5 protein-coding genes are annotated in these 6044 nt (G+C 65.6%); 1 reads left to right on the top strand and 4 read right to left on the bottom strand.

The genetic code is table 11. The annotated features are described in order from the left end of the window. Window positions 1-1412, top strand: a 1412-nt coding sequence (locus tag BLX41_RS33130; protein WP_259745534.1) for an AMP-binding protein, incomplete at its 5' end; no start/stop codon positions are given. Window positions 1413-1682: 270 nt separating this feature from the next. Here the strand turns inward: BLX41_RS33130 and BLX41_RS33125 are convergent. The 4 genes from BLX41_RS33125 to BLX41_RS37045 all read right to left on the bottom strand — a co-directional run. Further along, entirely contained in the window at window positions 1683-2969 is a 1287-nt protein-coding gene (locus BLX41_RS33125; protein ID WP_123728271.1) for an efflux RND transporter periplasmic adaptor subunit, read from the bottom strand. Continuing rightward, window positions 2959-4458, bottom strand: coding sequence for a TolC family protein (locus BLX41_RS33120; protein WP_123728270.1), 1500 nt, complete (start codon window positions 4456-4458; stop codon window positions 2959-2961). The genes BLX41_RS33125 and BLX41_RS33120 overlap by 11 nt, the downstream gene beginning before the upstream one ends. After that, a complete protein-coding gene (locus BLX41_RS33115) occupies window positions 4451-5650 on the bottom strand; it encodes an ABC transporter permease (RefSeq protein ID WP_123728269.1) in 1200 nt (399 codons plus the stop codon). Before BLX41_RS33115 ends, BLX41_RS33120 begins: the two co-directional genes overlap by 8 nt. Beyond that, the coding region (locus tag BLX41_RS37045) for an ABC transporter ATP-binding protein (protein WP_259745532.1) at window positions 5647-6044 on the bottom strand (398 nt) is incomplete at its 5' end. The genes BLX41_RS37045 and BLX41_RS33115, both read right to left, overlap by 4 nt.

Below are 6044 nucleotides of genomic sequence, written 5' to 3'. Positions count from 1 at the left end.
TCTGCCTGTTCGGCACCTTGTTGGTGGGGGCGGTGGTGGTCAACGTCAATCCGCTGTACACCGCTCACGAACTGCGGCACCTGCTCAAGGACAGCGGCGCCGAAACCGTGGTGATCTTCGAGAACTTCGCCCATACCCTGGAACAGGCGATGCCCGGCAGCCAGTTGAAGAACGTGGTGGTGGCCGCCATTGGCGACCTGCTGGGCACCTTCAAGGGCGCGGCCTTGAACTTCGCCCTGCGTCATGTGCAGAAGCAGGTGCCGACATTCAACCTGCCGGGGGCCATCCGCTTCCCGGCGATGATGAAGCTGGCCGCCGGGCGGGAGCATCGTCCGGTGGACCTGAAGCAGGACGACATTGCCTTCCTGCAATACACCGGCGGCACCACCGGCGATGCCAAGGGCGCCATGCTCACCCACCGCAACATCCTCGCCAACTTGATGCAGGCCAAGGCCTGGGTCGGCGACCAGTTGGACGAGAACCAGCAGGAAACCAATGTCACCTTGCTGCCGCTGTACCACGTGCTGTCGCTGACGGTGAACTGCCTGATGTTCATGTGCCTGGGCGGGCGCAACATCCTGATCGCCAACCCCCGGGACGTGAAGCGGGTGCAGATGATCCTGCGCAAGGAAAAGTTCAGCGGCATCGTCGGGGTCAACACCTTGTTCAACGGCTTGCTGGAGAACGAAGAGTTTCGTGGCCGGGACTTCTCCGACCTGAAGCTGGCCATCGCCGGCGGCATGGCCACCCATACCGCCGTGGCCCGGCGCTGGAAGGAAGTCACCGGGGTGCCGATCATCGAAGGCTACGGCCTGACCGAGTGCTCGCCGGTGGTGAGCATCAGCCCCATCGACATTGCCCGTATGCGCGAGGGCGAGTTCACCGGGACCATCGGCGTGCCACTGCCTTCGACCTGGGTGCGGTTCGTGCGTGAGGATGGCGAACTGGCGGAGCTGGGCGAGGAGGGCGAGTTGCAGGTGCGTGGTCCCCAGGTGATGAAGGGCTACTGGCAGCGTCCGGAAGAAACCGCCAAGGTCCTGGACCATCATGGCTGGCTGTCCACCGGGGATATCGGGGTGATGAACGAGCAGGGCTTCATCCGCCTGGTGGACCGCAAGAAGGACATGATCCTGGTGTCCGGCTTCAACGTGTACCCCAACGAGATCGAAGATGTGGTGGCCCTGCATCCGGGCGTGGCGGAAGTGGCGGCGATCGGGGTCGAGGATGGGGTCACGGGGGAGAAAGTGAAGATCTTCGTGGTGCGCAAGGACCCGAACCTGACCCAGGACCAGTTGCTGGCCCACTGCCGGGAATACCTGACCGGCTACAAGGTGCCGCGGTATGTGGAATTTCGCACCGAGGAGTTGCCCAAGACCACCGTGGGCAAGGTCCTGCGCCGAGCCCTGCGCTGAGCCCCTGAATGGACGGCCGCGGCCGTTAGCGGCGACATGCCGGCGGTCTTCCTGTAGGAGCCGGCTTGCCGGCGAAGAGGCCGTTGGAGAGGGGGGGGGCTTGAGTGCGCCTTCGCTGGCAAGCCAGCTCCTACAGCAGTCAGACACACCCCGCAGCCCCCCGTAGGAGCCGGCTTGCCGGCGAAGAGGCCGTTGGAGAGGGGGGGGTCTTGAGTGCGCCTTCGCTGGCAAGCCAGCTCCTACGGTGGTGGTGTTAGTGATGTTGGTGTTTCACGGGGCGCCGGGGAGGCGCACCTGGCCCGGCTGCAGGCCGAACACTTCGATACCCTCCGCCGTCGATTGGCCGACGCTCACCGGCAGGCGTTGTGCCGGCTGATCGGCGCTCGTCCGATATTCCACGCTCATACCGTCTGCTGTGCGCTGGATCGCTGTCGGTGGGATGACGATTGCCTGGTCGTTGCGGTAGGTGATGATGGTCAATCGGGCGCTCATGCCCAGGCGCACACGCTGCAGTTGTTCGCGGCTCAGCGTGGGGATCGACAGGGTTACCGGGAACTGTGCGCTGGCGCCGCTGGCGTCGCCGGGCAGGGCCAGGCTGCTGACGATGTCCACCTGGCCATTGAGGCGTTCGCCATCAAAGCCGTCGCCGAGGATTTCCACGCTCTGGCCCGGGTGCAGCTGGTTGATATCCAGCTCCGAGACCTTGCTGACGATCTTCAGTTGCTCGATGTTGGCCAGGCCGAACAAGGCTTGGCCCTGGCCGACCTTGCTGCCGGTCTGCACCGGGCCCGAGGTCGCCGCCGAGGCCATCTGGGTCAGGTTGACGCCCGGCGCCGGCACCACGATGCCGGCAAACGGTGCGGTGACGTCCTTGCCCGCCAGCAGGGCGCGCAGGGCTTCGTACTTGACCGTGGCATTGGTCAGTTCCATTTCGGCAATCTGCCGGTATTCGCCCTTGCCCTGATCCAGGGCCTGTTGCAGCTCGCCCTGGGCCGCAGTCAGGTCCAGGCGCTGGGTCTGCAGTTGTTGGGTGAGGTCGTCCAGCTCGTTGCGGGGAATGATGCCCCGGGCAAACAGGCTCTGGCTTTCACTGAGCTTGCGCTCGGAATTGCTGACCGCCATCTGCGAGGAACGCAAGGTCCGCCGGGCGCGGGTGACCTGGGCGCTGTTGTTCCAGTCCTGCAGTTCCTGGACGCTGCGTCGGGCCTTGAGCTGGACCGACAAAGCCTCACGCAACTGGATCTCGATCAGGCTGGGGTCCATTTTCAGCAGGGTCTGGCCGGCTTCCACGCGCTGGCCCTGTTCCACCAGGTTGGCCAGGACATTGCCGTCGAACGGCGCGGTCAGGCTGATGGTGCGCTGGGGCTCGATCTTGCCCACCAGGCCGATCTGATGAATCAGCGGCGCGCTGCTGACCTCGATCCAGCGGCCCTTGTCGGCTGCCGTATCGGCCGGGGCGCGGTAACCGATCAGGGCCACGCCGGCCAACGCCAGCACCACCAGCGCCGCGCCCCCTTGCAGGTAGCGTTTGCGCGAGGTTTTCTGCTCAGTAGTCATTGAGCGCAATGTCCCAGGTCTCCAAGGTCATGCCCAGGGTCAGGTCCAGTTGGGTCTGGGCGTTGAGGTAGGCGATAAGTGCGTTGAGGCGGGCGTTTTCACTGGTGCGCAGGTCGCTTTCATAGCTCAGCACCTGAAAGTTGCTGGAGCGCCCGGCGCTGAGTTTTTCCCGTTCGATATCCAGTTTGCGCTTGGACAGCTCCACGGCGCGCTGGGCAATTTCGTACTGGCGCCAGCGGGTGCCCAGGTCGCGGACCACGTCATTGACACTGCGTTCCAGGGCCTGACGGGCATCGGCCAGGACCAGCGCCTGGTTTTCCACGTCGACCCGGGCATGGACTTCCGCCTGGCGGGTACTGAGGTCGCCAATGGGTATCTGCACCTGGACCCCGGCATAGCTGTCCCAGGTCCTGCCGGTGCCATTGCCGCCGTCGTTGTCGTAGCGGTTGCGCACCTGGTTGGCACCGGCCACCAGGGACACGTCCCAGCGGCCCTGGTCCTTGGCGATCACCAGGTTCAGATCGGCCTGCTGGCTGCCGAGCAAGGTCGCCAGGTAACTGGGTTGCTGGAGTTGGGCCAGGCGCAGGGCGTCCTGCTGGTCGATGCTGATCCTCGCGGCCTCCAGGCCGTCGCTGGCGCGAATGCGCGTGGACAGGTCCAGGGCCAGCAGCCGCAGCAGCGACAGGCGATTGATGTCCACCTGATTGCGCGCTTCTTCGACCCCCAGCTCCTGGCTGGCGATATCGGCTTCGGTCTGCACGATCTCGAACTCGGCCATGCGCCCGGCGGCGATCAGCGCCTTGTTCACCTGGAGCAGGGCATTGGCGCGCTTGAGGGCATCCTCGACGATCGCCAGCTGTTGCTGGGCCCGCAACAGCTCGCGGTAGGCGCCGATGATGTCGCTGATGGTCTGCGCGACGTTGGCCTTGAGGTTGAGGCGATAGGCCTGCTCGTTGATCCGCGCCAGGCGTAGCGGGGCGGTGGTCACATCCCAGCCGGCACCCTTGAGCAGGGGTTGGATAATCGCCAGGTCGAGGCCGTCGCGACGGTAGTAGCCGGCCCGATTGGCGTTGTTCAACTCCTGCCGCCAGGCCATGTTCAAGCGGGTGCCGTACTCCCCCAGCAGGCTGGAACTGGGCGTCAGCATGGCGTTGCGCACCCCGTCGTTGCTGCCCTTGTTGGCCTGGTAGGTGCCACTGAGCAGCAGCTTGGGATTGAAGGTGTCTTCCGAGACCCGCAGATCGAACTTCTGCGCCACGCGCTGCAAGTAGGCGCTGCGAATCCCGCGGTTGTTGCGCAGGCCCAGGTAGACCGCATCGGCGAGGGTCAGGTCGGTCTGCTGCTGGCTCAACAGGACGCCGCGTTCATAGCCGCTGTGCATGGTCGGGGCTGACGCCTGGCGGGCCACATTCATGTCCTGGGAGGCGGCGTGCCCCAAGGGGCCGATCAGCCACAGCAGCAACAGCCCGGCGCGTTGGCGATCATTCATCGCGCAGCGCCTCCACCGGTTGCAGGCGCGAGGCCGAGATGGCCGGGTACAGGCCGAAGAACAGGCCGATCAACAAGGTGCTGCCGATGCCCAGGGGCAAGGATGCAGAGGCCAGGGAAAACTGCCAGCCGGAGACCCGGGCATAGAGGTAGGCGGCGCTCATGCCCAGCACCGCTCCGGACAGGGCGCCGACCGCCGTCAGGGTCACCGCTTCGAGCAGGAACAGGTTGCGGATATCCCGGCGCCTGGCGCCCAGGGCCATGCGGATGCCGATCTCGCGACGCCGTTCCGAGACGTTCATCAGCATCACGTTCATCACCCCGACGCCGCCTCCCACCAGGGAGATGCCCCCCAGGGCCATCAGCAGGTAACCGAAGGTGCGACTTTGCCGGGTCATGCCGTCGATGATCTTCTGCGGTATCTGCACTTCCACGCCCCGTCCCGGTAGCTGTTTTTTCAGCGCATCGCCCAGGGCCGTGGCCAGTTGGTTCATGTCCTGGGAAGAGGTTGCGCGGGCAATCAGGTTGCTGATCTGCGCACTGGAGGAAATCCGCCGCATGCCCTCCAGGGGGACGAACAGGGATTCGTTGGTCTGCACCGGGATCAGCACGGCAGCGGGTTGCGGGTGCAGGATGCCGATCACCTGGAACAGGTAGTCGTTGATGCGGATTCTGTCGCCCAGGCGCAGCGGGTCATGGGGCTGGCTCAGGGCCTGGGCCACTTGCGCGCCCACCACCGCGTAGGTTTCGGCGGCGTCGAATTCCGAGAGGAAGCGTCCTTCCTGCAACTGCAGGCGCATGGCGTCGGTCAGTGCCGCGGTGCTGCCCACCAGGTTGGCGTTGGTGGTGCGTCCCTGGAACACCACCGGGCCGCTGAACAACGCCACGGGGGCGATGTGCAGCAGGTTGGGCAGGGCCTTGTACAGGGTGGCGATGTCCAGTACCGCCGGCATGGGCGTGCGCGCCCCCGAAGTGTCGGGGAACTGTACCGCCAGGGTGTCGGTGCCCATGTCCTGGAAAATCGCCGCGGCGTCTTCGGCGGCGTTATGGCCGATGTTGATCAGGGCTACCACCGATGAACTGCCGATGACGATCCCCAACAGAGCCAGGATCGAACGCTTGCCCAGGGTGCGCAGGCTGACGAAGGCTTCATGCAGCAACTGGCTGGCGCTTTGCTCGACCTTGAGGCTCATGCCGGGCAGACCTCCTGGACCACGCCGTTGGTGACCCGGATCTGCCGCTCCAGGCGTTGGGCAATGCCGGGGTCGTGGGTGACGATGATCAGGGTCACCTGGCGCTCGCGGTTCAGCGACAGCAGCAGGTCCATGATCTCCTGGGCGGTGTGGCTGTCGAGGTTGCCGGTGGGTTCGTCGGCGAGGATCACCGAGGGTTCGCCCACCAGGGCCCGGGCAATCGCCACCCGCTGGCGCTGGCCGCCGGAGAGGTCCGCCGGGCGGTGGTGAGCCCGTTGCCCCAGGCCCACCTGATCGAGCATGTGCTGGGCACGCTCCAGGGATTCACGCCGGGCCACGCCGCGGTAGCTCAGGGGCAGGGCGACATTGTCCAGGGCACTGAGGCGCGGCAGCA

The organism is Pseudomonas protegens, from assembly GCF_003732485.1.
In the GTDB taxonomy this organism is placed as follows: Bacteria; Pseudomonadota; Gammaproteobacteria; order Pseudomonadales; family Pseudomonadaceae; genus Aquipseudomonas; species Aquipseudomonas protegens_B.
Note: the sequence above shows the minus strand (reverse complement) of the source record. Positions and strands in the feature narration are given on the sequence as shown.

Coding starts and splice junctions, on each gene's coding strand:
- BLX41_RS33115 (WP_123728269.1), bottom strand. CDS start 5,650: ATGAGCCTCAAGGTCGAGCAAAGCGCCAGCCAGTTGCTGCATGAAGCC.
- BLX41_RS33120 (WP_123728270.1), bottom strand. CDS start 4,458: ATGAATGATCGCCAACGCGCCGGGCTGTTGCTGCTGTGGCTGATCGGC.
- BLX41_RS33125 (WP_123728271.1), bottom strand. CDS start 2,969: ATGACTACTGAGCAGAAAACCTCGCGCAAACGCTACCTGCAAGGGGGC.